Source organism: Bacillus kexueae (assembly GCF_022809095.1).
In the GTDB taxonomy this organism is placed as follows: domain Bacteria; phylum Bacillota; class Bacilli; order Bacillales; family Aeribacillaceae; genus Bacillus_BZ; species Bacillus_BZ kexueae.
On record NZ_JALAZE010000006.1, the window covers coordinates 125,577 to 152,248 of the forward strand.

Annotated in this window: 27 protein-coding genes; 10 read left to right on the plus strand and 17 right to left on the minus strand. The window is 38.2% G+C overall.

Features of this window, described 5'->3' with window-relative positions; translation table 11 throughout:
• Positions 1–88 precede the first annotated feature (88 nt).
• From ML543_RS11650 to ML543_RS11665, 4 genes are all read right to left on the minus strand, one after another.
• Positions 89–658, minus strand: a complete 570-nt coding sequence (locus ML543_RS11650) for a biotin transporter BioY (RefSeq protein ID WP_243387557.1) — start codon at positions 656–658, stop codon at positions 89–91.
• A gap of 278 nt (positions 659–936) precedes the next feature.
• Entirely contained in the window at positions 937–2,094 is a 1,158-nt protein-coding gene (locus tag ML543_RS11655; RefSeq protein ID WP_243387558.1) for a site-2 protease family protein, read from the minus strand.
• A 68-nt stretch (positions 2,095–2,162) separates the two neighbouring features.
• The gene (locus ML543_RS11660; RefSeq protein ID WP_243387559.1) at positions 2,163–2,510 is read right to left on the minus strand and encodes a YuzC family spore coat inner layer protein; all 348 of its coding nucleotides are present in this window, start codon (positions 2,508–2,510) and stop codon (positions 2,163–2,165) included.
• Between the two features lie 471 nt (positions 2,511–2,981).
• The gene (locus tag ML543_RS11665; protein ID WP_243387560.1) at positions 2,982–3,857 is read right to left on the minus strand and encodes a DUF6843 domain-containing protein; all 876 of its coding nucleotides are present in this window, start codon (positions 3,855–3,857) and stop codon (positions 2,982–2,984) included.
• A gap of 169 nt (positions 3,858–4,026) precedes the next feature.
• Between ML543_RS11665 and ML543_RS11670 the strand changes: the two genes are divergently transcribed.
• From ML543_RS11670 to ML543_RS11690, 5 genes are all read left to right on the plus strand, one after another.
• Positions 4,027–4,680, plus strand: coding sequence for an HD domain-containing protein (locus tag ML543_RS11670; protein ID WP_243387561.1), 654 nt, complete (start codon positions 4,027–4,029; stop codon positions 4,678–4,680).
• 696 nt (positions 4,681–5,376) lie between these two features.
• Positions 5,377–6,234, plus strand: coding sequence for an ABC transporter ATP-binding protein (locus ML543_RS11675; RefSeq protein WP_243387562.1), 858 nt, complete (start codon positions 5,377–5,379; stop codon positions 6,232–6,234).
• Positions 6,173–7,096, plus strand: coding sequence for an iron-hydroxamate ABC transporter substrate-binding protein (locus ML543_RS11680; protein WP_419095379.1), 924 nt, complete (start codon positions 6,173–6,175; stop codon positions 7,094–7,096). Before ML543_RS11675 ends, ML543_RS11680 begins: the two co-directional genes overlap by 62 nt.
• A gap of 20 nt (positions 7,097–7,116) precedes the next feature.
• Positions 7,117–8,124 carry a FecCD family ABC transporter permease gene (locus tag ML543_RS11685; protein WP_243387563.1) on the plus strand — a complete coding sequence of 336 codons (1,008 nt, stop codon included), beginning with the start codon at positions 7,117–7,119 and terminating at the stop codon, positions 8,122–8,124.
• The gene (locus ML543_RS11690; RefSeq protein ID WP_243387564.1) at positions 8,121–9,131 is read left to right on the plus strand and encodes a FecCD family ABC transporter permease; all 1,011 of its coding nucleotides are present in this window, start codon (positions 8,121–8,123) and stop codon (positions 9,129–9,131) included. The genes ML543_RS11685 and ML543_RS11690 overlap by 4 nt, the downstream gene beginning before the upstream one ends.
• Before the next feature lie 58 nt (positions 9,132–9,189).
• Here the strand turns inward: ML543_RS11690 and ML543_RS11695 are convergent, their stop codons facing one another.
• Genes ML543_RS11695 through ML543_RS11715 form a run of 5 tightly spaced genes read right to left on the minus strand, consistent with a single transcriptional unit; the run spans position 9,190 to position 12,869 of the window.
• Positions 9,190–9,759: a histidine phosphatase family protein gene (locus tag ML543_RS11695; protein WP_243387565.1), complete on the minus strand. Its 570-nt coding sequence runs from the start codon at positions 9,757–9,759 to the stop codon at positions 9,190–9,192.
• A gap of 2 nt (positions 9,760–9,761) precedes the next feature.
• Positions 9,762–10,553 (minus strand): metallophosphoesterase, encoded by a 792-nt coding sequence (locus ML543_RS11700; RefSeq protein WP_243387566.1) that lies wholly within the window; start codon positions 10,551–10,553, stop codon positions 9,762–9,764.
• Positions 10,554–10,586: 33 nt separating this feature from the next.
• Positions 10,587–12,122 (minus strand): PH domain-containing protein, encoded by a 1,536-nt coding sequence (locus tag ML543_RS11705; RefSeq protein WP_243387567.1) that lies wholly within the window; start codon positions 12,120–12,122, stop codon positions 10,587–10,589.
• Complete coding sequence (locus tag ML543_RS11710) at positions 12,119–12,616, minus strand: PH domain-containing protein (protein WP_243387569.1); 498 nt, start codon at positions 12,614–12,616, stop codon at positions 12,119–12,121. Before ML543_RS11710 ends, ML543_RS11705 begins: the two co-directional genes overlap by 4 nt.
• Positions 12,617–12,656: 40 nt before the next feature.
• Positions 12,657–12,869: a hypothetical protein gene (locus ML543_RS11715; RefSeq protein WP_243387571.1), complete on the minus strand. Its 213-nt coding sequence runs from the start codon at positions 12,867–12,869 to the stop codon at positions 12,657–12,659.
• A 113-nt stretch (positions 12,870–12,982) separates the two neighbouring features.
• On the opposite strand from ML543_RS11715, the gene ML543_RS11720 reads away from it, so the two are divergent.
• Positions 12,983–13,138 (plus strand): hypothetical protein, encoded by a 156-nt coding sequence (locus ML543_RS11720; protein WP_243387572.1) that lies wholly within the window; start codon positions 12,983–12,985, stop codon positions 13,136–13,138.
• Between the two features lie 95 nt (positions 13,139–13,233).
• Here the strand turns inward: ML543_RS11720 and ML543_RS11725 are convergent, their stop codons facing one another.
• The 3 genes from ML543_RS11725 to ML543_RS11735 all read right to left on the minus strand — a co-directional run bounded on the left by ML543_RS11725 (position 13,234) and on the right by ML543_RS11735 (position 18,558).
• Positions 13,234–16,308, minus strand: a complete 3,075-nt coding sequence (locus ML543_RS11725; protein WP_243387574.1) for an efflux RND transporter permease subunit — start codon at positions 16,306–16,308, stop codon at positions 13,234–13,236.
• A gap of 214 nt (positions 16,309–16,522) precedes the next feature.
• A complete protein-coding gene (locus tag ML543_RS11730; protein WP_243387576.1) occupies positions 16,523–17,887 on the minus strand; it encodes a sensor histidine kinase in 1,365 nt (454 codons plus the stop codon).
• Entirely contained in the window at positions 17,884–18,558 is a 675-nt protein-coding gene (locus ML543_RS11735) for a response regulator transcription factor (protein WP_243387578.1), read from the minus strand. The genes ML543_RS11730 and ML543_RS11735 overlap by 4 nt, the downstream gene beginning before the upstream one ends.
• A 153-nt stretch (positions 18,559–18,711) precedes the next feature.
• Here ML543_RS11735 and ML543_RS11740 point away from each other — a divergent pair, with 153 nt between their 5' ends.
• Positions 18,712–19,587: a LysR family transcriptional regulator gene (locus tag ML543_RS11740; protein ID WP_243387580.1), complete on the plus strand. Its 876-nt coding sequence runs from the start codon at positions 18,712–18,714 to the stop codon at positions 19,585–19,587.
• A 324-nt stretch (positions 19,588–19,911) separates the two neighbouring features.
• Here ML543_RS11740 and ML543_RS11745 read toward each other — a convergent pair whose 3' ends face one another.
• Complete coding sequence (locus tag ML543_RS11745) at positions 19,912–20,052, minus strand: hypothetical protein (RefSeq protein WP_243387581.1); 141 nt, start codon at positions 20,050–20,052, stop codon at positions 19,912–19,914.
• Between the two features lie 312 nt (positions 20,053–20,364).
• Positions 20,365–21,279, minus strand: coding sequence for a DMT family transporter (locus ML543_RS11750; protein WP_243387583.1), 915 nt, complete (start codon positions 21,277–21,279; stop codon positions 20,365–20,367).
• A gap of 238 nt (positions 21,280–21,517) precedes the next feature.
• On the opposite strand from ML543_RS11750, the gene ML543_RS11755 reads away from it, so the two are divergent.
• The 3 genes from ML543_RS11755 (at position 21,518) to yidC (ending at position 23,806) form a co-directional block, all read left to right on the plus strand.
• Positions 21,518–22,690: an NAD(P)-dependent malic enzyme gene (locus tag ML543_RS11755; RefSeq protein WP_243387585.1), complete on the plus strand. Its 1,173-nt coding sequence runs from the start codon at positions 21,518–21,520 to the stop codon at positions 22,688–22,690.
• A gap of 65 nt (positions 22,691–22,755) precedes the next feature.
• Complete coding sequence (locus ML543_RS11760; RefSeq protein WP_243387587.1) at positions 22,756–23,031, plus strand: hypothetical protein; 276 nt, start codon at positions 22,756–22,758, stop codon at positions 23,029–23,031.
• A 37-nt stretch (positions 23,032–23,068) separates the two neighbouring features.
• A complete protein-coding gene (yidC, locus tag ML543_RS11765; protein WP_243387630.1) occupies positions 23,069–23,806 on the plus strand; it encodes a membrane protein insertase YidC in 738 nt (245 codons plus the stop codon).
• 157 nt (positions 23,807–23,963) lie between these two features.
• Here the strand turns inward: yidC and ML543_RS11770 are convergent, their stop codons facing one another.
• From ML543_RS11770 to ML543_RS11780, 3 genes are all read right to left on the minus strand, one after another.
• Positions 23,964–24,281 (minus strand): hypothetical protein, encoded by a 318-nt coding sequence (locus ML543_RS11770; protein ID WP_243387589.1) that lies wholly within the window; start codon positions 24,279–24,281, stop codon positions 23,964–23,966.
• A gap of 399 nt (positions 24,282–24,680) precedes the next feature.
• Positions 24,681–25,850: a sporulation protein YhbH gene (gene yhbH, locus ML543_RS11775; RefSeq protein ID WP_243387631.1), complete on the minus strand. Its 1,170-nt coding sequence runs from the start codon at positions 25,848–25,850 to the stop codon at positions 24,681–24,683.
• Positions 25,851–26,510: 660 nt separating this feature from the next.
• On the minus strand, positions 26,511–26,657 hold the full coding sequence (locus ML543_RS11780) for a hypothetical protein (protein ID WP_243387591.1): 147 nt from the start codon (positions 26,655–26,657) through the stop codon (positions 26,511–26,513).
• Positions 26,658–26,672: the final 15 nt, after the last annotated feature.

Consider the following 26,672-nt stretch of genomic DNA (forward strand, 5'->3'; position numbering starts at 1 on the left):
AACCGCTACATTCGATAATGTTTTTCTAGTATTCCAAATTTCCTTTTGAAAAGTATACAAAAAAAGGCTGCTATTGAAGCAACCTTCCTTAAGCCACCTTTTCGTTAGACATTCCTTTTTTCTGAATAAGTGGATACACCTTCTGGATTTGAAGTGCAATCGTACCGGATAAAACAGCTTTTACTATATCTCCCGGAATGTATGCTAGAGCAGATGTTGCTGCTTGCATCCATGTTAATTCCGTTACGAACGATAAAAATGTAATTCCACATGCATAAACAACGATAATACCGCCGATTACATTATAGATTACCATTTTGAATAATGATAAATGATGAATGCTCTTTTCAACGAGATACCCAATGATAAACGCAGCAATTGGCCAGCTTAATATGTAGCCACCGCTAGGGCCTAAAATGATGCCAAGTCCACCGCGTCCCCCAGATAATACAGGTGCACCGACTGCGACAAGTAATACAAAGATTAATACACTTAACCCCCCGCGCTTTGCTCCTAGTACAGCACCCGCTAACATAACACCAAATGTTTGCGCTGTAATCGGTACCGGTGTAAACGGAAGTGTGATTGGTGGTAAAAGCCCTAAAGAAGCGACAATAGCCGCCATTAATGAAACATACATCATATTACGTAAGTCCATCCCAAATCCCCCATTTTTTTATTTTTCTCTTTAATTACAAATATAAATAAAATTTTATTGATTGTAAACACATTTTTATTTCTAGTTAACATATAAACATTGCGTAGTTTTTTTACGCTTTTAATCTGCAAACTTTGTAAAAAGGTGGATTGGAGAGACTCTTATGTACGAACATGAAGCGACCTATTATGTCACTAGCCATTCTATTAATTATGGATGTTACTGACTATCATTTGTGTTGCGTTTAAGACGAAAGGAGTGCTACTAAAGCACTCCTTTTATAAACTTCCAGGTGGATGTTTTTCCATAATCATTATCCCCCCATAAGCTAGCAAAGCGAATACAGCAACGATGAGCAAATAGGCAAACAAAGTTAGCCATTTTGTTTTGGCATCAGTTTTATAGTAGGTTTTTAACCTTTTTTGTTCTTCTTTGAGTTTATCAATGCTATTTTCAATGCGACGATATGCTGCCTCGATATTCGCTTCCTCATAAGGTTCGCCTGTTAAATAATTGATTCGATAATGGTCAGCGAGACGATATTTCTCAAGAGCAAAGTCGTACTGCACTTCATACATCGCTTGCATTTTGATCTCCGTGTCTTCAATCCAAGGTATTCGTTTTCGTTCCTTTTCTGCTTTCAATTCCTTCAATTGGTTGACAAGTTTTTCTCTTTCATTTTGTATAGATAAATAGTTTTTTAAGCGCTCATGATATTCTTGTAAATCAAGTTTCATTTTTTCATAGCCGGCAAGCTTCAATTCACAAAGATCATATAAAAATCCTTCCCGATAGTGCTGAATCCAAGAAAAAACCCCAATCATAAATAGATAAATCAATAAGAAAGAAGGATCGTAAAAGCAATAAACAAGTAAAATCAAAAGTCCAAAAAACCAAATTTTTGGTGAAAGAGCAGAAATAATTCGCCCTCCATCCAAGGGGGATAACGGAATGAGATTGAATAAGTTAAGCAAAGCTCCAAGATACAATACAACGCCCCAGAATGGTGATTGTGTAAAGTAATAGATGATTCCTGCTGGTAATGTCGCCATTAAACCGAATAAAGGACCTGCGTAAGCAATGTATGATTCATCCTTTGCATTTTTCGGCATTTCCTTCAGTCCAACAACCGCTCCTACAAACGGAATAAAAAACGCCGGTGTTGTTGGAACTTTTTTCTTTTTGGCTGCAATTAAATGCCCCATTTCATGTATAAACAATTGATAGATAATCGCTACCCCAAACTTCCATCCATAAATAACAGCGTAAGCCCATAAAGATAAAAAAATGGTTAAGAGCGATTGAATTTTAGCAATCTTCAACAACCCGATAATCCATTTAAATTTCCCAGCTAAAAACACTAAAATGATGGCAAGAATAGATGCGCTACCGCGTTTAGAATTTATTCTTTTATTCGTATATTCCAAATCCATCATCCTCCGAACTTCGTATCTATTTACTTAACGATACATGTTCTGAGAATGTTTCACCTTCTACAAAATATTTATCTCCACCTCAAGGCAATAACGAGGCGGCAACAATCTGTACTCGATACTTGGGACGAGAATGTAAGGCGTAGCCCATCCGGATTAAAATGGATGTTAATTTTGGATGTCACTCCGATGGAATCAATTAGCCGATTGACCTCTTCCATGTCAGAAGCTTGCGCTGCATACATTAATTTCTCATCAAATTCCTTCGACTCTGACAGCTTTTGTAATACAACGCTCGCATCCTTCATTAACTTTTTAGTTTCATTCGCAGATTGGTACAGCAGATTCGGGTCAACAGGCGGGTATTGTCGCATCGGCACATAGTAATATGGATACTGACACGGACACCAATAATACATACAAAAGCCCCTTTCCTTTTCTTTCCTTCCATAAACGTATGCACTTCAATGACTCCTTATGAGCAAGTCACACTTTCCAATAGCTAGACATCTGTTATAAGAGATATAATCATGAAAGGATGAAGGAATGTGACAACTATTGGTTTCGCATGGACTGGGCGGCATGTCGTGTTCGTTCACTGCTATCTGCCTACAAATACCGTTTTAAAGCTGGACTCAAGCTACCATGCCCCTATCGAACCTCCTTCTTTTCAATGCGCTGAAACTTTATCAAGACTTCTTTCCACCGGATATTCCCTCGTTTCGATGACATCTGTTACTCCAAATTACGGGCTATTTGTACTTGTTAGGTGAAGGTGGATTCAAAAGAATCAATTAATCCAAAATATCAAACTCTTTCACTTTTTAACTTATGATTGAACCAAAAGTATAAAAGGCGCATTCCTTAACTGAGAATTGCGCCTTTTATCGTTAAAAGGATTTGTTTGGTTTAATAACAATTTGGTGATTGACAATTTCCGCAAGATTTTCTTCTAACAGGATTTCTTCTAACGTTAGTTCATTTTCAACGTAATTAAATCCCCCATATTCTCCACACCTTTTCTCAGAAACAGTATAATACGTACTATCATACTCGTAACCTTCTCCTGCTATGGAAGATATCCCCGCACTTTGGATACAACTTTGTTCAATCTCTTGTTTGTTTCCTTGACTATCAATATAAAAATACTTATTCTCGATTAATCCTTCACTTATGGGTAACTGTGTAATGCCATACCCCTTTTCATTTATTTCTATTAAATTATACTCACCAACTTTTTTTGGAGGCGGAGCATGCGGGATATCGTGAACCACCGTTACTTTTCCTACATATCCATCTGGAATCAAATAATATTCATGTGTTTTTTCTTGCCGATCAGGATGCATAAAGTACTTCCATCCAAAAAAACTTAGTGAAAAAAGAATGATGATTGACATTCCATTAATAAAAATGGTCTTTTTACTTAACTTATGCTGCTTGAAGGATATTTTGTGTGCCTCGTCAATAAGAAAAAAGATAATGGAGCTTACTATAGCGATAATTCCAAAAAAACCTATAATAAAAGTCGTTAAAAAACCAAATGATACATGAATAATTGCAGCAACGATGAAACGATTTGCATCCATTTTCTTCGTAATGAAATCAGAAAAGAGAGAGACTGGAATTCCATATAGAAAAATCCCAATTGCTGCAAAAAAAACTGATATTAAAAAGTATGCACTATCCTCATCCAACAAAAAAAGTAATCCTATTAAAATAAGCGTCAAAAAGGCGGATTTCACCTTATTGAAGAATTTTTTTTTCAAAAGAAACGCCTCCTTTACCTTCCTTTAAGTAGCTAAATATACCCTCTCACATTTTCTGAAGATTCGTTGCTATCCTGATTTCTATTCATTAAATAGAAATAGGAGAGCTCTATTCAAAAATAGCATTTTCTTCTAAAATAATGTCATAAAAAGAAAGTGGTGACAACTAATGAACGAAAAACAAATCATTGAAAAAACAGTGGATTATGTACGGAAGGAATTAGAAGGTGAAGGATCCGGTCATGATTGGTGGCATATTTATCGCGTTTGGAAAAATGCTCTTCACATAAGTGCACATGAAAACGTTGATCAATTTGTCGTTGAAATGGCATCATTACTTCATGATATCGGTGATTGGAAATTTCATTACGGAGACGAATCAGTAGGACCTCGCTTAGCTCGCGAGTGGATGACTTCACTCCCTATCGAGGAAGAGAGAATTGCTCATATTTGCTCCATTATTGAGCATTTGTCCTTCAAAGGAGCGGGAACGAAGTCTGTTATGAATACGTTAGAAGGTATGATTGTTCAAGATGCCGACCGATTGGATGCCATTGGAGCGATAGGAATTGGACGCGCATTTGCCTACGGAGGATTTGCTCATCAAGAAATGTATAACCCCACCTTTGAGCCGACTTACCACCAGACATTTGAAGAATATAAAAAAGCCAAAACAACGACCATTCACCACTTCTATGAAAAACTGTTATTACTGAAAGATCGAATGAATTTGCCCTCCTCAAAAGCAATCGCTGAAAAAAGGCACGCCTACATGGTCGATTTTTTGGAACAATTTTTAAACGAATGGAACGGAAAGGCTTAAGGCGGATTACAATGACTCAAACCGTTCTCTCCGTTATAGAAAAATTAGTGGCATCGGTTATCAATTTTTTAGGTTTCTTCACTTCTTTTCCTTTTGAAAGACGGACATACAAACCACTTTCGATTTAGCCGGGATATTGCTCATTACGAGTGGAATTTTAGAATATGCTCATTTACGAAAATTAAAAGCTACCTTTTACGTCCTAACCGGATTGTTTTTTATCCTCTTTACCTTTTAAGAAACATACATGATTTTACACTCACACCCCGGACATGAAAATTTATTCTCCCCGGGGTTTCCTTTCTACCATCTACCTATCATGATTGATCATTCAGCTCATAGGTAATTTTTATTTTCACAGAAAAAGCGCAAGTTCTTAGGCGAAGGGCGCTGGAGGACCTGCGAGGAGGCTTCCGTCTCCACAGCAGGGCCGAAGCGACCCGAGCTGATGGCGCTTGGAGCTAGACACCAAAAAAAACTGTAAAGAGAATACTTTAACACTTTATTGAACTTAAACTTTCTGTAACAATAAATAACGTGAAACCTAGGAATTTTTTTCCTAGGTTTTTCTTCTTTCCTCACCTATTATCATTGATAATCATTTTCAATTTCTTATTGACATCTCCATTTAATCACGATATAGTTCTAATGTAACGACATTGATAATCATTATCATTAAATAGGAGGCATTCCTTCATGCATCGCCTTTATACTGAGGATTTACAAGTTGGTTATGGAGATCGGTTAATTGTAAAGGATTTGAGCATTCAAATTCCGGCTAAGAAAATCACGACAATCATTGGCCCTAATGGGTGCGGGAAATCAACACTACTTAAAGCTATGTCACGGATTATCCCCCACCAATCTGGTTCAATCGTTTTAGATGGGAAGAATATCTCGTCGATTAATACGAAAGCGTTAGCACAAAAAATGGCCATTCTACCACAAACACCTGAAGGTCCTCAAGGATTAACGGTTGGTGAGCTTGTTTCTTATGGACGTTATCCGTATCAACGTGGGTTCGGGCGTTTAACCAAGAAAGATTATGGAGTCATTGAGTGGGCTATGGAATCCACCGGAACACTCGATTTTAAATATGCACCGATTGATTCCCTTTCAGGAGGACAACGACAGCGGGTATGGATTGCTATGGCTCTTGCTCAAGAGACTGAGATGATTTTCCTTGATGAGCCAACTACTTATTTAGATATGGCCCACCAGCTCGAAGTGCTAGAGCTTCTAGCGAATTTAAACCAAAAAGAAGAACGAACCATTGTCATGGTGCTCCACGATTTAAACCATGCTGCTCGGTTTTCTGACTACATTATTGCCTTAAAAGATGGCCAAATCGTTAAGGCAGGGACAAGCGAAGAAGTCATTACACAAGAAGTTCTTCGCAAAGTGTTTCAAATCGACGCTTTAATCGGTCGTGATCCAAGAACCAATAAACCGATGTGTATGACTTATCATTTACTTAAAGGAGAGGAACAACATGAAACTACTATTCAAGAAAGCAATGATTCCCTTTACGCTCTTACTAGTTCTCATTCTTAGTGCCTGCACAAGCAATGAAGGGCAGTCTACCGAATCAACAAACGAAACAAGCGAAACGATTACGTACCAATCAGAAAACGGACCTGTTGAGGTACCTAGCGATCCACAACGTGTCATCGTATTATCCTCATTTGCCGGAAATGTAATGGCGTTAGATGTCAACTTAGTCGGCGTGGATGCATGGTCGAAAATGAATCCGCGCTGGGAAGAAGACTTAAAAGACGTGGAAGAAGTATCTGATGAAAATATTGAAAAAATTATTGAGCTAAATCCAGACTTAATTATCGGTCTATCTTCCATTCAAAACGTAGATAAATTGAGTGAAATTGCTCCAACAGTTACGTTTACATATGGTAAGTATGATTACCTTGAACAGCATATCGAAATTGGAAAACTACTAAACAAAGAAGAAGAAGCAACCGCTTGGGTAGAAGAATTTAAGAAACAAACTGCAGAAGTCGGACAACAAATTAAAGAGAAAATTGGTGAAGAAGCTACAGTATCCGTCATCGAAAACTTTGACAAACAATTATATGTTTTCGGTGATAACTGGGGACGAGGAACAGAAATTCTTTATCAAGCGATGGGCTTAAACATGCCAGAGAAAGTGAAGGAAATGGCTCTTGAACCGGGCTACTATGCTCTTTCGACAGAAGTATTACCAGAGTTTGCGGGCGATTATATGATCATAAGTAAAAACCCGGATACTGATAATTCATTCCAAGAAACAGAAACATACAAAAACATCCCAGCTGTCCAAAACAACCGTGTATTCGAAGTTAATGCAAAAGAATTCTACTTTAATGATCCATTAACACTTGAGTTCCAACTAGAATTCTTTGAAAATGCTTTTTTACAATAAAATCGGAAAGATGATTAGATATGACGAAAACTAAGCGAACATTACCCTATTCAATCAAATTTGTAGGTGGGACCATTATATTCGTTTTGGCATTCATCGTATCGATGATATTCGGTGCTGCTAACACATCTATTAACGATGTGTGGGCAGCACTTTCCTCTTCCACCGTATCCGATCAAGCTATGATGATACGAGAAATTCGTCTCCCACGAGAGATTGCTGCAATGTTAGTAGGAGCAGCGCTTTCGGTTTCTGGGGCCATTATGCAAGGACTGACACGGAATCCACTGGCCGATCCTGGTTTACTAGGGTTAACAGCAGGAGCAAATGTGACTTTAGCTATTTCCATTGCGCTTCTACCGTTTACGAACTATTTTTCCATCATGATTATTTGTATGATCGGAGCAGCGTTTGGCGCATTCCTCGTTCTTGGGATTAGCTCAATCAAAAAAGGAGGGTTCTCTCCTTTCCGTATCGTTTTAGCTGGCGCTGCCATATCCGCATTTTTAACGGCTATTGCGGAAGGAATTGGACTTTATTTTAAAATCTCAAAAGAAGTTTCGATGTGGACGGCAGGTGGAATGATTGGAACGACTTGGACACAGCTACAAGTCATTTCCCCTTTTATTATCATTGGAATTATCATCGCATTATGTTTAGCAAAGCCACTAACCATTCTTAGCTTGAACGAAGAGCTAGCTGTCGGTCTCGGTCAAAATATTAGACGAATCAAAACGATATTGTTTATTGTTATGGTTTTACTTGCTGGAGCCTCTGTCGCATTGGTTGGTAACTTAACTTTTGTTGGATTGATGATTCCTCACATTGTAAGAGCAATAGTTGGAACCGACTACCGGGCAATTATCCCAATGTCCACTGTCATAGGAGCAGCCTTCATGCTAATGGCTGATACGCTTGGGAGAACGATAAATGCCCCGTATGAGACACCAGTAGCTGCAATTGTCTCTTTGATTGGACTCCCATTTTTCCTTCTATTAGTTCGTAAAGGAGGAAGAAATTTCGGATGATTCATTCTCAATTAATTAAAAAGCAACGGATGATTTTATTCACAAGTATCTTTTTAGTAATTGCTACTGCAATTATAAGTTTAGGAATCGGATATTCTTCAGTTTCTTATGATCGAATCATTCCAACGATTCTTGGCAATGGAACATTTAAAGAAGAGTTTGTACTCTTTTCCATTCGTTTGCCACGAATTTTCATCACAATCTTATGTGGAATGGCTTTAGCTCTTTCCGGGGCAATATTACAAGGAGTTACGCGAAATGATTTAGCAGACCCTGGCATAATCGGAATTAATGCAGGTGCAGGTGTTGGCATTACGATATTCTTTCTGTTCTTCCCTATTGATGCTGGTTCGTTTGTTTATATGCTCCCATTTATCGGTTTTATCGGTGCACTGTTAACCGCCTTTTCCATTTATGTGTTTTCTTATGAGAAAGGAAAGGGTATTCAACCAATTCGACTTGTGTTAGTCGGTGTTGGGTTTTCAATGGCTCTCTCAGGGGCGATGATAGTCTTAATTTCTTCTGCGGAGCGCCAAAAAGTCGATTTTATTGCGAAATGGTTAACGGGTAACATATGGGGAGCAGATTGGCCGTTCGTCCTCGCCCTATTACCATGGCTCATATTTCTAGTGCCAATTTCGTTTATGAAGGCTCAACCATTAAATCTTTTATCTGTCAACGAGCCCGTTTCGATTGGGGTTGGAGTTAACCTCCAAAAAGAACGAATGATTTTATTACTAGTTGCCGTTGGCCTAGCCGCTTCATCCGTATCTATTTCAGGTGGAATCTCCTTCATTGGATTAATGGCACCTCATTTAGCGAAATCGTTAGTCGGACCAAGACATCAATTGAACCTTCCGATTACAATCTTCATTGGGGGATGGCTTTTACTACTAGCCGATACGATTGGACGAAATATTTTAGAGCCAGACGGCCTTCCTGCAGGAATCGTAGCCGCATTGTTTGGCGCCCCTTATTTCATTTACTTATTAATCAAAAAAGCATAAACTTCACCCCAGCAATAAAAAAATGCTGGGGTGATTTGCATCTTATCCTCTTATGCTTCTAACCTACCTTACGATAGGTCGTACAACTCCAATGCTTCGAGCTAAATTTTCTCATCCCTTCCCATCCTTGCACCTGTAACTCTTTCGCAATCAACCGATTAAAAATTCCATGACCAACAAGGGAAACTCTCTCATGCTTACTCGCAAGTTCGATAAGGTTTTCGGATGCTTTTCTCGCACGTAGTTTTGCTTCATGATAGGATTCACACTCATTCGAATAACCGAGAACCCATAAAATTCGATAGATTACGAGCCATACGGACGGCTTCAATCTCATTCCCATCCACTTGCGCTTGGATACCGGAAGCTCTACTTCACGAAATAAGGAATTGGAGGTGAAAGTGCCATTAGGTAATAGATAGGTAGCTGACTCCTTTGACCGAATTAAATCGCTCGTGATGATGATGTTCGACTGTTTTATTCGGTCGATCGTTTCCTTTGGGTATTGTTTCTCTTGAACCACTCCATGTTCGTCATAGCCTTTCACCCAATCTATAAATTGAACATTTGTTATTTTTTCCTTCTCTTGAAAAAGAGATTGACCATGTCGAATAAGTGAAATTTCCACTCTCACGATCCTCCTAACTCATGAATCGTAATCTCACTTCGAACGAGAAAACGAAAATTAAGATGAGACTGACCAATTCCTTTTGAAATATAAATCGGTCCTCTTTCCGTCTCATACTTTCCTTTGTAGATCCCTTTCTTCGGAAGCTCCCCCATATCAACAAAATGAAAGAAATACGGAATATTGACCTGTTTACCGTGCAAATGACCGGCAACGAAAACAGAAAAGTTCTGTTCAAACTCATTTAAAATATTAGGGTCATGCGTCAACACTAGAACATCTTTCCCGCTCGGATTAGTAAACGCAAAGCTCTTTTCAAGATCATGATGTCCTCTTCCGTAATCATCAATCCCTACGATGATACAATCCTCTTTCTCGACAAACTCATTCTTTAATAACCTTATATCGTGTGCTTGGAATAGATTTTCAAGTAATTCAAGATTGGTTAAATGCCGGTCATGATTCCCTAACACAGCATAACTCTCAACATTTGTTTCTTTAATCATTTGCAAGAATTCTCTCAATTTCGGAAGCTCTTGTTCGTTACGATCGATGAAATCGCCGGTTAAAAAGATGAAATCAGGTCGTTCTCGTTTTATAAGCTGTTGAATCTTTGAGAGCGGTACCCGCATGTTACGAATATGAAGGTCACTAATTTGGATTATTTTTTTCTTTTCGTGACTGCTCCATTGTATTCGTTCAACTTTAAACCATTTCGTCGGAAGAATGAACAATACTTGCCATAAAAGGAATAGACTTATTCCGATGATGAAAGAAGTCCATAAAATGTCCATACTATACCCCTTCTCTTCTAGATAGCTGTCAAACTATGATGTTAATCCTTTCACTTCATTATGAAAAGGTGAACTATCTGTTTCTTCTGTTAAGACCTTAACATCTTTTACCCGATTTAAATACCATTGTAAAAAATTCGTCGCTACTTCATAGGGCACGTCTTGAATGCGAACCTCGTGAATTGGTTTTCCACGATTGGTCGTCTTGATGGAGGCAAGACCTAATCGTTTCTGTAACGGTCCCCTTTCGACATTGACTTCAATAACTTTTTCTCGCTTTGATAAGAATAGATTTGTCGTAAATACACCCGATTGGAAGTACACAAAGTGATCGGAAATTAAGTAGCGAGTATAATAAAAACTTAACATCCGGTACGCAATAACCAAACCTAACAGTACCGTTGATAATATTGCCCAATGAATTTCGAACTTAAAAATAGACGGCTTGAAATAATACAACAATCCTGTTGCAATGACCCAAAACCAGCTCGGTCGAAATAACTTCATCCATAAAGCCTTCCGTGGCAGTCTTTCCAATTGTTCTTTCACTTGATATTTAGGTAATAGCTCTTCTATTAACGCATACGCTTTTTGACGAGGGAGAAATGGATAGATGGTCGTCAGTGTTGTTTGATCTTCGATTTCTAATTCTCCCACAGAAATTATATGAATCTCCACGTAATTGAACATTTTTTTAATCCATGGCTGCTTCACTTCGATAGCTTGGATGTTAGATTTTGCGATAGAATAGCGTGATTCATCAAGGATTCCTTTTTTAATGTAAATGAACTCCTCGTCCGACAAAATTTCATAATTCCCATATTTAAAAAACGTTCGAACCAGCCCATAAAGGATGGCCACGCATACTAAGACGAGTACAGTAATGAAAAGTTTCACAGGTGAGTCACTCAGTTGACCCCAAATTCCTAACACTTTATCACTAACGGGAAGGAGTTCCTCCAACTGCGAATAAATGGTTAAGCCAAATGGAATGATGAAGAAAAAGCTAAAGGAAGTAAAAGAGGCTTTTACTAAATCCTTCGACTTAGGCTTAAAGTGAACCGTGGACTCCTCTACTATTTCTACTTGTTCTTCTTTTTCTTCCTCTTCATTTGATTCCTGTTTACCTGAATTGACTATTTTCTTCAGCTCTTTTAGTTCTTGCTTACTTATGACAGGGAACTCGACTGCTGCCTCGGAACCTTGCATACCCGTTTCAAACTTAACGGAAGTGACGCCAAACATTTTATGAAAGAAAGTTGCATGCTCATTTATGTTTTCTATTTTTCGAAACGGAACGGTTCGCTTCGATCGAATAACTATCCCATCATAAAGATGAAATGCCTGTTCGTCCCACTCATACCTCTCTTTGAACCATTTAAGCACTTCTAGTAAAATTCCCCCACCAACTAGCAAGAAAAAGCCTATCCTTCCGTATTGAATCCACATAGATTCCGAATTCCTTTGGATGACAAATAAAATAAGGCCGATAATAAATAAATCTTTGATAATACCGAAAATCTTCCATATGATAAGGAGGGGATGATATCGTTTTAATCGTTGATTCATTCATCTTCCTCCTTCACTTTCGCATAATAGGCAATTTCATTCCGAACTTGTAAGGCAACGTCTTTCGGCAAAGCTGGAATCCCATGTGAAGACCCCATCGTTTCAATCTCAATCGTACAAAGCGAATACTTTCTTAATAACGGACCTTCCTTCGTTATCACGGACTGAATTTTCGTCATCGGAATAATTTCATGTCTTTCACGAATTGCACCATATTTTAATTGAAGATACTCACGATCTAAGTCAAAACGCCAATGTTTATATAAAAGATTAGGTCGGATAAATATGTCCCAAATGGCACCCAAAAACGTAATGCCTATTAACACGAGAATAATCCACCCAATCCATGCCTTCCAAGAAAAATAAACATGTACGGCATAAAGAACCATCAAGACAAAAATCCCGATCCCATTTTCAATTAATCCTTTTACCTTCCACATACTCACAGCATCTTTTGATAATCGCCGCTTCGGTGTTAATCGCTCCAAATCCATATATTACACTCCATTTTCATTCTAATAATTGATTCCTAATTTAGCATCCAGCATCTCCGCCGCCACTAAAGTCTCCCCCTGAACAGCTTCCACCAGAATCAGAATTACCCCCATCATGATTCGTATAATGGTTATGCATCATCAAACTATGATTCGAAACATGACCGTTCCTACTCGATTTCGTTCCTTGAGAATGGCCAATTCCTAACCCAACAACAATGATTATAAATATTAAAAATAGAACAAAACTCATATTCATCACCTCACTAACTATTACGAATCAAATTTTCCAAAAGTTTCATATAATCATAAATTGGTTTTACTACATTGGGAGGGACGGGAAATGAAGATAAGAGACGCGAACTGATGGATAATATGGAGGAAATGATGAATAAATCAGCTATACTGATGAATAAACCAGCGGAACTGATGAACAAATCAACTAAACTGACGAATAAACCAGCGGAACTGATGAACAAATCAACTAAACTGATGAATAAACCAGCCAGAACTGATGAATAAATCAACCTATATGCACGGAACAACACAACAATATCAACAGATTAACTTCTCTTCAATTAAAACACCCCCCAAATTTTTTGGAGGGTGTTCTTTAATTAAAGCTCTTCTGTATCTAGTTTTCGTTTCTTTCCGACTGCATGATAGAGCACAGGAATAAAGATTAGTGTTAATAAGGTTGACGTTGTTAATCCACCGATTACAGTTATCGCGAGACCTTTTGAAATAAGACCTGTACTTTCATTCGACATGGCTAGTGGAATGAGCGCAAATATCGTAGCCATCGCCGTCATTAAAATAGGACGTAGTCGCGTGACAGATGCCTCAACAATTGCATCTTCTAACGGTAATCCTTGTTTGCGGTTCGATTCCACTCGGTCGAGCAAGACGACTGCGTTAGTGACGACGATTCCAATTAACATTAACATCCCAATCATTCCACTCATCGATAACGGTTGTCCTGTTATTAATAGAGCTGTTAATGAGCCGATCGGTACGAAAATTAAAGAGGATAAGATAACCATCGGTGAAACAAAGCCACCAAAAGTTACACTTAGGACGATAAAGACAAGAAAGATAGCTGCTAGCATCGCAAGACCTAAATCTTGGAATCCATCTGTAATCATCTCCATGCCACCCGTTGACTCATACTCTACATCACGTGGGAGTGTAAGTGAATCAATTTCTTTCATCACTTCACTTGTTACTTTCGTCGTATCGTTCCCGATGATGGTAGCAGATACGGTTGCTGCCGTTTTCCCGTCTTGATGTTTGATGGAAAGTGGTGTCTCTTCCGTCTCAATTGTTACAACTTCTTTTAACTCTTTAACCCCTTCTATTGTAGAAATAGGTAGTTCTTCTAGTTCTTCTTTTGAATCGAGTGTTTCATTATACTTAATTGTTACATCCCATTCTCCGTCTGTAAGGGTGAGTGTTCCACCGTCAACCTCTGTAATTCGGTCGTTCACGACAGAAACAATTTGGAATGGGCTAACTTGTAGTCGTTCGCCTTCCTCGTTTAAAGTGAAGACAAATTTTTCATCCGTTTCTTCCATATTATTTAAAACATTTTTTAACCGAGTATCTTCGGCTAACAGTTCTTCCACTTGCTTAGAAGCTGTTCTTAATTGTTCTAAATCATCACTGTAAAGTTGAAGCTCAATCGTATTTCCTCCAGGAGGACCTTCCTGTTGAATTTCTTCCACTTTAATTGTTGCATCTGCGTATTGTTTTTGTGCAATCGCAAGAATCTCTTCTTCAAATGTCTTCATCGAATCATTAAATGATACGCCTTCTTCCAATTCGATTGTAAAGCGAGCGATATTTTCATCCGTTTTCGCCAAGGTGCCAGGCATTTGATTCATACTAGGAATTCCAATGGTTACTTGACTAAATGCCACATCTTCTTGTGACGTTAAATGCTCTTCAATTTCAGTCGCTAGTTCATTCGTTTGAACTAAGGTGACATCATTTGGTAACGTTAATTCAGCTTGAAATACTTTAGATTCACCCGTCGGTAAAAACGTTACGCCTAAAAACGGAACGACACCTACTGAACCAACTAATAAAGCAATCGCAAGGGTAAAGACAATTCCTTTTTTCTTCATCGAACGTTTTAGAAAGTTTTTATAAAAACCATATCCTTTATTCGTTTTTTCAACATGCTTTACTTTTTTAAAGAAAGTATTTCCTAATACCGGAATGAGCATGACTGAAACGAGTAACGAGATAGTAATCGAGAACACGACCGCTAAACTAAACGGACGGAAAAACTCACCTAAAATTCCTCCAACCAGTGCTAAAGGTAAAAAGACAATCAACGTTGCAATGGTAGATGAAGTAATTGGTCCCATTACTTCTTTCGTCGCTTCAAACACTAGCTTTTTATGACTCATATTCGGATGCTGCTGCTTCCAGCGGTATATATTTTCGATTACAACGATACTGTCATCCACAATTCGTCCAACCGCTACAGCCATTCCACCTAAAGTCATAATATTTAATGTGTAATTGAAATAATCAAGTAACGAGATCGTTCCTAAAATCGAAACAGGTAAAGAAATGATTGCAATAATGGTTGCACGTACGTTTCGAAGGAAAAGTAAAATGACGATGACAGTAAATAAAGCTCCGTATCCCCCTTCTTTCAACAAGGCGGAAATCGACTTTTCAACTTCTTGTCCTTGGTCAAATACGGTATAAAACTCGTAATCTTTCCCTTCTGTTTTTTCATCTAATAACTCTTTTGCTTTTGTTACAACATCAACCGTATTAGCATCCGGTGCTTTTTGCACACCAATTAAGACGCTATCTTCCCCGTTAAAGCGAGAGATTTCTGTACGACTAGTTTCGACTTCGACATTCGCAATGTCTGAAAGCTTGACGACAGCTGGACCTAATTGCTGAGACTGAGGAGCATTCGGCATCATTTGAACCTGGCTTTGTAAAGGGATTTCGATCGATTCTATCGCTTCTACATCAGCTAAATTTCCTTTCATTTGTAGAGGAATCGAGTTGCCGTTGTGATCCCATGTCCCAACGGGAATCTTGTATTCTTTCGCTTCAATTGCTTCTTGAATGGTTGATAAATTCAATCCATATTTCGCGGCTTCTTCTTCATCAACGACGATGACGATGTTTTGTTCTTCAACGCCCGTAACATTTACACTTGCCACGCCCTCTGTCGCCTCTAAATCTGGAACAATTCGGTCAAGAAGATCTTCTTGTAAAGAGGAAAAGTCTTCTGCTGAAACAGCTACTTGATAAACTGGCGTATCATTCGGAGAAAATGTTTCAACCGAAACCTCAGCATCGTCTGGAAGAGCCACTTGATTAATTAAAGACTCTACTTCTGTTTTCATTTCGTCCACATCTTGGTCAAACGAAAACGTCACATTGATAAAAGAAATATTCTCACTCGATGTACTAGAGATGGCATCGTAATCTTCAAGGTTCATTAATGCTTCTTCCAACGGATCGGTTACACTTTCTTCAATCTCTTCAGTTGAAGCATTTGGATATACGGTTTGAACCATTAATCCCGGAAACGTGACATCTGGAAACGTTTCAACTTTGATTGACTGGGATGAAAACAAACCACCCACTAACACAAGAATAGTTAAAATGCTTATCGCAATCGTATTTTTCAAACTAAATCTTGTCAAAAACTTCATATTATGTCTCCTTTCGCTCTGTCTCAACAACACTATACGAAAGGAATGTGAACTGAATATGAACAAGTAAATCTCTTTAAGAAAAGGCCGAAGCGACCCGAGCTGATGGCACTTGGAGCTAGACACCAAAAAAACTGTAAAGAGAATACTTTAACACTTTATTGAACTTAAACAATCTGTAACAACAAAGAAAAACGATTCACTTTGAATCATTTCAAAATGAATCGTTCGTTTGTGGAAGAGTAACGGTAAATGTCGAACCTTCCCCTACCTCACTATCTATCTCAATTTGACCGCGATGAAGTTGGATAATTTTTTTCACAATGGATAGGCCGAGTCCATTCCCACCCACTTCTTTTCTTGTTCTGGCCTTATCGACTTTATAGAAACGTTCAAAAATACGGGTCTGGTCTTCTTTCGAAATACCAATTCCATTATCTTTTATTTGAACGACCACCTCTTTTTTCTGTTCCAATTTTAATTGGATAACGCCGCCATCTTTCGTATATTGAATCGCATTTGAAAGGATATTGACCCATACTTGTTCTAATTGATCTTCATCCCCTACATAATTCACGGGAGCAAGTTGAAGTTGGACCGAATGATTTTTCTCCTTCCACTGTGGTTCTAATGCAATAACTACTCGTCTCAATTGCTCGTCCAAACGGAATTCCTTTGGAGAATAAGGAGGTTGATCCGAATCAAGTGTTGCGAGCTTTAATAAGTTTTGACTTAAAACAGACAGACGTTTACTTTCTTTTTCGATGATGGACAAGTAACGCTTTTGATCTTCCTCTTTCTCGATCACGCCATCTTTTAACGCTCTAGCAAATCCTTTAATGGATGTGAGCGGTGATTGGATTTCATGGGATACATTGGAGACGAATTGTTGCCGCATCTCTTCCAGCTGGCTCAAACTTTTCGCCATATCATTGAAGCTTCTCGTTAAATTTCCTAGTTCATCATTTCGGTTCGATTCAATTTCCACCTTGAAATCACCAGTTGCTACTTTTTTCGTTCCTTTTGTCAGCTCTCGAATGGGTTTTACAATAAAGTGCGTGGTCACTATAAACATTAAGGTTCCAAAAAAGAGAATACTGGCCAAAATAGTGAAAACCAGATTCTGAATCCGAACTGCTAACATTTCTAAATTCATGCCGACAAATAAGGCATAGTTCGTTCCGTTCATTTGAAACGGAACACCAACATATAAGTTTCGTGGAAAATCAGATTGCTTAAACTCCTCTCCCGCTAAGACACGGTCGACTACTTCTTCTTCAATTTCCCATGTTTCATTAGCGGATTTCACAACCACTTCATCCGTGTCTTGCTTATATAGAACAGCTTTATAACCAAATGTAGGCGATTCTTTTATATAATCGTAAACAAGCTGTTCATCACCTTTCTCTGCAATGACATGAATTAAATTCACTGACTTCGATAAGAAACTGTTCATTTCTTTACTTATACTTTTTTCATAAAAATACTTCCCGATAAAAAAGGAAAACACCATGCTTATGATAATCGCAAATAAAAAGGCCATGATCATTTGCACATATAACGTTTTTACTTTCATCATGATTGCACCTCAAGCCGGTACCCTACTCCACGAACGGTCACAATGCGAACGGATGAGTCCACTCGTTTTAATTTGTCACGAAGGCGCTTAATATGGACATCTAATGTTCGCTCATCCCCATCAAAATCCATGCCCCAAACCCCTTCAATTAACGATTGGCGTGTCATAATTTGGTCTTTATAGCTTCCTAATAAGAAAAGCAATTCAAATTCTTTCAACGGCAACATCGTCGTCTGTTCATGAATCACCATCTCATTTGTGTTCGAATCTAAAACGACGGGGCCAAGAATGAGCTTTTTCGATTCATGTACTTGGTACCTGCGCAATAAAGCTTTAACTCGCATGACCAATTCGACCGGCTCAAACGGTTTGACGATGTAATCGTCCGTCCCAGATTGGAACCCTTTCACTTTGCTATCCGTCTCTCCTTTTGCAGTGACCATTAAGATAGGAATATCGTAGTATGTACGTATATCTTCACAAAGTTCATAGCCATCCATTTTCGGCATCATAATATCTATTATCGCAATGTTCACTTTTTCTTTTTCTAAAATGTGTAGGGCTTCCTCTCCATTTTCCGCTTCTAATACGGTATATCCTTCGTTACGCATATAAAGAGCTAAAAGCTCTCGAATATACGCATCATCATCTACCACTAATACACGAATCATTCCTTACCACCTCAAAACTTGAATACCTCTCCTATTTTAATGGAAAAGTTTTAGGAAGACGAATTTTCCTCTACTTACTCTTTTTATATCGGTTTGGTATAATTTCCATACATATAAAAAGGACATGAATTGGATAAAAAGGAGAATCGTTCATTGGTTGATTTTGAATGGTACCGATCTTTCATAACAATCTATAAATACCGTTCCGTGTCGGAAGCTGCTAAAGCACGCATTATGACACAGCCTGCGATGAGTCAACACCTCGCAGCCTTAGAAACAGAGGTAGGCGAAAAGCTATTCACTCGAACAGCCCGAAAGCTTATCCCAACTGAAAAAGGAAAGGAATTATACTCAAAACTCGCCCCTTTAATCGAAGCATTAGAAGAGAAAACGTTGGATTTAAAAGCAAGTTCAACTCCTTTATTACCAACTATAAGATTAGGATCTACTCTTGAATTTTTTAAAGAATGGATTGTGCCCAACTTCGAGGCATTTGAATCACGCATTGTTGCCTATTATGGGACTGCTGAGGAACTCTTAACCCTATTACAAGACGATAAAGCCGATATCATTATTACACCAAAACGATTTCAATCGGCAGGTATCGACTACGTTTCACTTTATGAGGAAGAATTTGTTCTTGTTGGACGAAAAGATTATCCAGCGCCAACCTTCGACACTTTATCTGACATCGAAAATTGGCTAGTTGCACAACCGTGGTTAAGCTATGGCCTAGAATTACCGATCATTCGAAGATTTTGGCGTGAATATTTTAAAAAACGACCACAAATTAATCCACAATTCGTATTTCCAAACTTGCATTTAATACTGGAAGCCATTCAAAAAGGAGCTGGAATTAGTCTGCTTCCAACCTACATGCTCACTAAAAACGATGAAATAAAACGATTATTTGACGACATGTCCGTCACGAACCAAATTTACTTAGCATACAAATCCAAACATAAACAATCACCTGAAATTCAACATACCATCCAACAAATTCAGCAACTCATCCAAAATCGCGTTTAAGAAAAGCGAAAAAGCGCGAAGGGGACTGGAGTACCTGCGAAGAGGCTTCCGTCGCCACAGTAGGTGCGAAGCGACCCGAGCTGAAGGCGCTTGGAGCTAGACACAAAAAAACTATAAAGAGAATACGTTAACACTTTACTGAACTTAAACTTTCTGTAACAACAATGAAGAAAGCTACCCCCTCAAACTTGGAGTGGGTAGCTTTTTCAATCCTTAATCTTTTAGTTTTTCCCATTTGTTCGGATTTAAAAAGATGATGCCAGACCACATAAGCACTTGGAATACGAATGTCATTGAACCACAACCCGTCTTTTTAAGTTTCAATCATGGCAAGCGATTCTTGATTTCTTCGAGCTTTTGGTCAATTTCTTCTAACTTCTTTCGCGTAAAATGAAAAAAATGGGCAACTCTTGAAATCATATATATCAAGAGTAAAAATAGTGGTATACTTAGTAATCCTTCCATAGCATCCTCCGTAACTTTTTGTAAAAGGCTCTTTTCTAGAGGATTGTTGCTTTAGTACATGGAGCGGAAGACACGTGACTACTGCGGGATGTAGAGGAAAGCAAGTGTCTGGAGCGCAATGTTCAGCATTCACTTTAAAAATGACTGAAAAAGCAACAATCTATTCGAAAACAGCCTTGTAAAAAATCGACATACACAACAGCTTCTAATTATACATATTTTAACATTCCCTGATGAAGATTCAACCAAAAAAAGAGTGTCTAAAAGTCATTCAATCTCGGTATTTAGACACTCTTTGTCACTTTTATTAAATTATTTTTTTGGTCTATTAACGATAAAAATCCCCGCTGTAACAAGGGCTAGTCCAATTAAGACAAATTGATGAAGCTCTTCTCTTAGGATCATCGCGCTTAAGAAGACGCCGAAGACAGGAACTAAGAACATGTATATGGACACTTTTCCAACTTGGTTGTATTTCATCACATTATTCCATAAAATAAACCCGGCTGCCGATAGGAAGGAAAGATACAATAAAGCTAAAAATGACCCGGTTTGAAACGAAAACGGAAAGAAGCCTACCTGCACAATTCCAATAATGAGTAGTCCCAGTGAACCAACAAGCATTTGATACGATGTTAAGTACGAGACTTCCATCTTCTTTGCTCCTTCTTTCGCTAATATATTTCCAAACCCTCCAGAAAGCATAGCGAGAAGCAACAACAGCTCACCGAGCCCGAAATTTAATTGAAAATCCCCTTTCGTTAAGTTAACGGCGATGACTCCAGAAAAACCTACAATTAATCCAATCGTTTTCCGGCGATTCAATCGATCATCCGCATACATAAAATGGGCTAATACCATTTGGAAGAAGGATGTCGCTCCAGCAATAATCGACCCTTGCATTCCAGTGGACAAACTTAAACCGATATAAAAAAGAACATATTGAAGCAACGTTTGAAAGAAACCAATCTTCATGATTGGCTGAAGCGTTTCTCGCTTAAAACGCATTTCTTTTTTCATCACCAAAAAGAAAATAAAAATCAACATGCTCGCTAAGAAAAACCGGTAACCAGCAAATAATATTTGCTCTCCAATTTCATTTGATTGGATATCAAGTAAATCGTAACTTAATTTTATAAACGGAAACGCACTTCCCCATAAAAAAGTGGCGAGCACTGCGGAAAAAACGATGCCAAGTGGATGAGTAAAAAAGCGCTCTGCAGTCATAATCAATTCTCCATTTCTTCATAAGCTAAACTCATTTTATCTACCACTCTCTTAAAATACCAATTAAAACTCTTGAAAATATGAAAGTTTAAACTTTCATATTTTTATAGAAAAACAAAATTCAATCATCACCTAAAATTTTTTCAAAAAAGGTTTCACAAACTCGGACTACTGTTATATAATACATATTAATTATTAATTCTGTATTAATACAGTTAAGTTTAAAGGGGCGGATTAAATGAAATCATTAAACGAAAGAGCACTCGAACTTCATCGATCACTAGGCGGGAAGCTTGAAACAATTTCGAAACAACCAATTCGTAGCATTGAAGACTTAAGCTTACTTTATTCACCAGGAGTTGCAGCACCTTGTCGGGAAATCCATGAAAACGAACGCGTCATGTATGATTACACAATGAAGAAAAATACTGTCGCGGTCGTTACAAATGGAAGTGCTGTTTTAGGACTTGGAAATATCGGTGCAGCCGCTTCACTACCTGTAATGGAAGGTAAAGCGCTTCTTCTAAAAGAATTCGCAGGCCTTAATGCAGTACCAATCTGTATTAATACAGATGATCCAGAAAAAATAATTGAAACTGTAAAGCTCATTCACTCATCGTATGGTGGGATTAACCTAGAAGATATAAAAGCACCGGAATGTTTCTACATTGAAGAGCGTCTAAAAGAAGAATTACCTATTCCAGTGTTTCACGATGATCAGCACGGAACAGCAATAGTCACCATTGCAGCTCTACTCAATGGCCTTAAGCTTGTAAACAAGTCTTTCTCTACCATTAAAGTCGTTATTAATGGAGCAGGAGCCGCAGGCATTGCCATAACTAATTTGCTTCTACAGATGAACGTAAAGGAGATTATCGTCTGTGATTCTAAAGGCGCAATCTACCAAAATCGTCCATACGGCATGAATGATTGTAAACGAGAGCTGGCCGAAAAAACAAATCCTACCGGTCAGGCTGGAACGTTAAAAGATGTCATAAAAGGGGCAGATGTATTTATCGGCGTTTCGATTAAGGGGGCTTTAACGAAGGAAATGATTCGCAATATGAACAACGACCCAATCGTTTTTGCGATGGCGAATCCAGATCCAGAAATTATGCCAGAAGAAGCAAAAGAAGCTGGTGCTCGAATTATTGGAACCGGTCGCTCTGATTATCCAAATCAAGTCAATAACGTTCTCGCTTTTCCAGGTATTTTTAAAGGTGCATTACAAGTTCAAGCAACGAAAATAACGGAAGAAATGAAATTAAGTGCCGCCAAGGCTATTGCTTCACTCATTGATTCAAACGATTTACACGAAGACTATATTATTCCACATCCATTTGACCGTCGAGTTGTAGAAGCTGTCGCAAACGCAGTAGCGGAAAAAGCTAAAGCTTCCCTTCAAATTTAATGAAACTTTTTTATCTTCGTAAACGTAATGAAAGTAAAACGGAGATGAAATGAGGTGAGCGCGTGATGGAGTTAGAGTTTATTATTGAATCAGTGTACATCCTATCCTTCATAGAAATAAGCATTTTCTTTACCCTCTATGGTGTATCTGTCATTTTGAAACAGACAGAAAAAGAGTTTTTGCATCCATCTCGCTTTCAGCTAGCACTTCATGAAAAAGATCGTTTACAAACTTTCACATATACGTATTCACAAGTTCCTTCTTCTTTTCATGTGAAAATGACGAAGCGAAAAGAAGGGAACGAAAATGATGAAGAGCATGCCTCCTTCTCAGTTCAATGAAAAACAAAACTGAGGAGGAGATTCTCACTTGAAATGGATGAAATTTAGCATTAGTGTTCTCTTGCTTCTTTTATTAAGTGGTTGCGGCATGACTGAATTTAGTCATAATCTTGCCTCACCTTTTACTTATTTATTGAACATTTTAGCTTCAATTTTTCATCAAAACTACGGAATCGCAATCATAGCTCTCACGCTGAGCATCCGATTATTGCTGATGCCAATGATGATGAACCAAACAAAACAGCAGCAAAAAATGAAAGAATTAATGGACAAAATGAAGCCTCAATTAGAAGTGCTCCAAGAAAAACTCAAACAAGAAAAAGATCCAAAAGAGCAACAAAAGCTTCAGCTAGAAATGATGAATTTATATAAAGAAAGCGGGATCTCCCCCTTATCAATGGGATGCCTTCCGCTTCTCATTCAATTGCCAGTATTAATGGGTGTATACTACGCAATTATAAGTTCTAACGAAATTGCTACCCACTCTTTTCTAGGGTTTAACTTAGGGACACCTGATATCACAATGGCAATCCTAGCATCCGCCGTTTCTTTCATTCAAACTTATTTGTCGCTCAAACAAATGCCAAAGGAAACACAGCAAGGCGGAATGAAATTACTATTAACCGTATCTCCAATCGTTATTGGACTCGTTTCTATGAATGCCCCAGCTGCCCTACCACTCTATTGGACAGTCAGCGGCTTGTTCCTACTAGGACAAAACCTTTTAACAATGCATTGGGTAGGAAAGGGACAGACGAAAGAGTCTCTTACTTAAAAAAGGACCGCAGGAATGTTTGATGAACATTCTTGCGGTTTAGTTTTTTGTAGAGTATGTATGTACCAATCGGCTGTTTCACTCGAAACATTTATAATAAAGATAAATTAATTATTAGTAGAATTTAAAATTTCTCCCTATCTTTTTATCATAAAGGTTATGAGTCATCTTTGAGTTTTTCCCAATTGGTTAGACCATCATAAAGCATCACGTTGTCTGGTTTATTATACTTCGATACTTCAATTAGGTCTTCCTCTTTTATGAAATCAACGATACCTTTTGGACGACAAACTACTTTATCAACTTTTATAGCGCAAGCATGATATTCCTCATATGTCTCATCATTCATTTCTAGACCATTATCAGTCTCATAAACCGTATCAATTTTTCCAACTATTTCATAGCCACTTTTCCACTTTAAATAAAGTTTCGTTCCATTTGGATAATTCAATAATACTTTTAACAATTCATCCATTCTATTCACCATTAAAATTTAGCATGTACAATGTATAGTACCACACCAACCCAATCAATAAGAAACATACATGATTTTACACTCTCACCCCGGATATGAAAATTTATTCTCCCCGGGGTTTCCTTTCTACCATCTACCTATCATGATCGATCATTCAGCTCATAGGTAATTTTTATTTTCACAGAAAAAGCGCAAAGCGCAAGTCCTTAGGCGAAGGGCGCTGGAGGACCTACGAGGAGGCTTCCGTCGCCACAGCAGGGGCGAATCGACCCGAGCTGATGGCGCTTGGAGCTAGACACCAAAAAAACTAAAAAGAGAATACTATAACACTTTATTGAACTTAAACTTTCTGTAACAATCAAAAAAAGGTGTCCATTTCTTCATGGACACCTCTGAGTGTTATACATATTGGGTTTCATTTTCTTCTTTTCTAAAAAAGCTCTTCATCGCATGGAAAACATCTGCTTTTTGTTTGAGGATGTAATAGTGGAATTTTGGATTATCGATGTTTTTATAAGCGGACATTAATGTTGAATGACGATTGTACTGATTCACTTCTCCGTATCCGAACATATTACACATTTTAATGATTTCATTAACCAATTTGACACATCGTGCATTATCGGACGTTAAGTTGTCGCCATCTGAGAAGTGGAATGGGTAAATATTATAGCGGGACGGTTGGTACTTTTCGTGAATGAGTTCGAGTGCTTTTCGGTACGCTGATGAACAGATGGTTCCTCCGCTTTCCCCTTTGGAGAAGAAGTCTTCCTCCGACACAACCTTCGCCTCTGTATGGTGCGCGATGAATTCAATTTCGACGGTTTCATACTTCGAGCGTAAAAATCTTGTCATCCAGAAGAAAAAGCTACGCGCCATATATTTTTCCCAGATTCCCATTGAACCACTTGTATCCATCATCGCTAGGACGACTGCCTTTGATTCAGGCTTAATCACTTCATTCCATGTTTTAAATTTCAAATCTTCCGGATAAATTGGATGGAATTTCGGCTTTCCAGATATCGCATTCCGCTTATAGGCTGAGAGCATCGTTCGCTTCTTATCGATGTTCCCCATTAATCCTGTTCGACGGATGTCATTGAATTCGATATCCTCTACGACATTTTCATCCATTTCTTTTTGCTGGAGATTCGGCAATTCAAGCTCTTTAAATAAAGCTTGTTCCAAATCCATTAACGATACTTCTGCTTCGTAGTAATCTTCACCTGGTTGATCCCCCGCACCTTGCCCTTTGCCTGGCCCTTGTGCACTTTTGCTTCCATCCCTTGCTACGACATCACCAACTTCGCTATCACCGTCTCCTTGACCAACGTGCTTGTTTTTGTCGTAATTGTAGCGGATCTTATATTCATCTAACGAGCGAATGGGTATTTTGACGACATCTTTCCCATTAGACATCACAATGTTTTCTTCTGTTATCAGATCCGGTAAATTATTACGAATGGCTTCCTGCACTTTTTCTTGATGACGAACTTGATCGTCATGGCCTTTACGGTGGAGGGACCAGTCTTCTCTTGAAATGGCAAAATTTTGGTCATTCCCTTTCATCGACATGCTACTTTCCCCTCCTAACATTTTTTTCAAAAAGAATTCACACTTTTTCATTTCCGTGCATAAAGTAATGTGAATGAACCTTCATCTTCTCTACTAATTGATGTAGATTACTCTATAGTATGCAGCGAAATGAGATTATTGACATCCCCTTTGAAAAATGGGCGTTTGTCCGAAAAACTTCGCTTCATCTATGGACAAGTTTTCTGTCTTTTTCTTCTTTGCGTATGGTCCCTGACAACCTTGTAACTTATGTTTATGTATTTAGAGGTTGTCCACATGCACGATATCACGAAATAAAATCTTTCTAAAGTAAACATACATAGAGCGTAAGAGAGTTGACATAAAGAATCGCTGCTTTCGAATACTTTGTTGCTTTTACGATCAGGGAAACCTATCTTGGAACAACTAAAGCAAAACTAACAATTCCAACGCATTTAATTGAAATGTCTGTCCAAACCAGTCTTCTTTGTATGGCCCACAATTGGAAAAAAGGGCAAGTGATGAGGCAACAAGAACAAATAATGAAAGGATATCAAGTGGGAAACCACTGTTTTTAATTTGGGCTATCCATACCAAGTAAAATCCAAAAAAAGAGGCATGAGCCTCAGAAAGTCATTTTTTCATGACCTTTTGACTCAACCTCTTAAATAACGATTATTCTTCTGTCTCATGCTGTTTCGGATCAGGATGCTTCCCATCTTTTTTCACTTGTTGATTTGTGCGGTGATGTTCCATGTCTTTTCCGAGTTCTTTCAGTTCAGACATATTTTGCGCCATTGTCCCATTTTCTTTTTCAGACATTCCTATCACCTCAAT

Bases quoted from the DNA above. Each gene is read 5' to 3' on its own strand.
- ML543_RS11650 (WP_243387557.1), bottom strand. From the start codon at position 658: ATGGACTTACGTAATATGATGTATGTTTCATTAATGGCGGCTATTGTC.
- ML543_RS11655 (WP_243387558.1), bottom strand. From the start codon at position 2,094: ATGATGGATTTGGAATATACGAATAAAAGAATAAATTCTAAACGCGGT.
- ML543_RS11660 (WP_243387559.1), bottom strand. From the start codon at position 2,510: ATGTATTATTGGTGTCCGTGTCAGTATCCATATTACTATGTGCCGATG.
- ML543_RS11670 (WP_243387561.1), top strand. From the start codon at position 4,027: ATGAACGAAAAACAAATCATTGAAAAAACAGTGGATTATGTACGGAAG.
- ML543_RS11675 (WP_243387562.1), top strand. From the start codon at position 5,377: ATGCATCGCCTTTATACTGAGGATTTACAAGTTGGTTATGGAGATCGG.
- ML543_RS11680 (WP_419095379.1), top strand. From the start codon at position 6,173: ATGAAACTACTATTCAAGAAAGCAATGATTCCCTTTACGCTCTTACTA.
- ML543_RS11685 (WP_243387563.1), top strand. From the start codon at position 7,117: ATGACGAAAACTAAGCGAACATTACCCTATTCAATCAAATTTGTAGGT.
- ML543_RS11690 (WP_243387564.1), top strand. From the start codon at position 8,121: ATGATTCATTCTCAATTAATTAAAAAGCAACGGATGATTTTATTCACA.
- ML543_RS11700 (WP_243387566.1), bottom strand. From the start codon at position 10,553: ATGGACATTTTATGGACTTCTTTCATCATCGGAATAAGTCTATTCCTT.
- ML543_RS11705 (WP_243387567.1), bottom strand. From the start codon at position 12,122: ATGAATCAACGATTAAAACGATATCATCCCCTCCTTATCATATGGAAG.
- ML543_RS11710 (WP_243387569.1), bottom strand. From the start codon at position 12,616: ATGGATTTGGAGCGATTAACACCGAAGCGGCGATTATCAAAAGATGCT.
- ML543_RS11715 (WP_243387571.1), bottom strand. From the start codon at position 12,869: ATGAGTTTTGTTCTATTTTTAATATTTATAATCATTGTTGTTGGGTTA.
- ML543_RS11720 (WP_243387572.1), top strand. From the start codon at position 12,983: ATGGATAATATGGAGGAAATGATGAATAAATCAGCTATACTGATGAAT.
- ML543_RS11725 (WP_243387574.1), bottom strand. From the start codon at position 16,308: ATGAAGTTTTTGACAAGATTTAGTTTGAAAAATACGATTGCGATAAGC.
- ML543_RS11730 (WP_243387576.1), bottom strand. From the start codon at position 17,887: ATGATGAAAGTAAAAACGTTATATGTGCAAATGATCATGGCCTTTTTA.
- ML543_RS11735 (WP_243387578.1), bottom strand. From the start codon at position 18,558: ATGATTCGTGTATTAGTGGTAGATGATGATGCGTATATTCGAGAGCTT.
- ML543_RS11745 (WP_243387581.1), bottom strand. From the start codon at position 20,052: ATGGAAGGATTACTAAGTATACCACTATTTTTACTCTTGATATATATG.
- ML543_RS11750 (WP_243387583.1), bottom strand. From the start codon at position 21,279: ATGACTGCAGAGCGCTTTTTTACTCATCCACTTGGCATCGTTTTTTCC.
- ML543_RS11755 (WP_243387585.1), top strand. From the start codon at position 21,518: ATGAAATCATTAAACGAAAGAGCACTCGAACTTCATCGATCACTAGGC.
- ML543_RS11760 (WP_243387587.1), top strand. From the start codon at position 22,756: ATGGAGTTAGAGTTTATTATTGAATCAGTGTACATCCTATCCTTCATA.
- yidC (WP_243387630.1), top strand. From the start codon at position 23,069: ATGAAATTTAGCATTAGTGTTCTCTTGCTTCTTTTATTAAGTGGTTGC.
- ML543_RS11770 (WP_243387589.1), bottom strand. From the start codon at position 24,281: ATGGATGAATTGTTAAAAGTATTATTGAATTATCCAAATGGAACGAAA.
- yhbH (WP_243387631.1), bottom strand. From the start codon at position 25,850: ATGAAAGGGAATGACCAAAATTTTGCCATTTCAAGAGAAGACTGGTCC.
- ML543_RS11780 (WP_243387591.1), bottom strand. From the start codon at position 26,657: ATGTCTGAAAAAGAAAATGGGACAATGGCGCAAAATATGTCTGAACTG.